The sequence below is a fragment of the Halomonas sp. SIMBA_159 genome (assembly GCF_046536035.1).
Taxonomy (GTDB): Bacteria; Pseudomonadota; Gammaproteobacteria; order Pseudomonadales; family Halomonadaceae; genus Vreelandella; species Vreelandella venusta_A.
The window spans coordinates 1-327 of record NZ_JAWJBT010000239.1 but is presented as its reverse complement, the minus strand read 5'-3'; the positions used below and the strand labels follow the sequence as shown (position 1 = coordinate 327).

At 60.2% G+C, this 327-nt stretch carries 1 protein-coding gene; it reads right to left on the bottom strand.

The features are described 5' to 3' along the window. Positions 1–327, bottom strand: a 327-nt coding sequence (locus tag R0J87_RS19135; protein ID WP_498888216.1) for a GDP-mannose 4,6-dehydratase, incomplete at both ends; no start/stop codon positions are given.

Below are 327 nucleotides of genomic sequence, written 5' to 3'. Positions count from 1 at the left end.
GATCATCTCTGCACACATTTCCTGTACTGTTATTTCCGGCACCCAGCCTAGGTTTTCCTTGGCCTTCGTCGGATCGCCCAGCAGGGTTTCCACCTCGGCGGGACGGAAATAGCGCGGGTCGATGCGCATAATCACGTCGCCAGGCTTCAGCGCAAGTGCTTGATCCCCCTCGATGGCCGCCACTGTGGCGACCTCCTCGGTCCCGTGGCCGGAGAACTCCAGATGTATACCCAATTCCGCGGCGGCCCAAGAGAATAACTGGCGCAGGCTACATCGCAGTCCGGTGGCCATGCCATAGTCTTCCGCCACCACCTGTTGCAGCAGCAC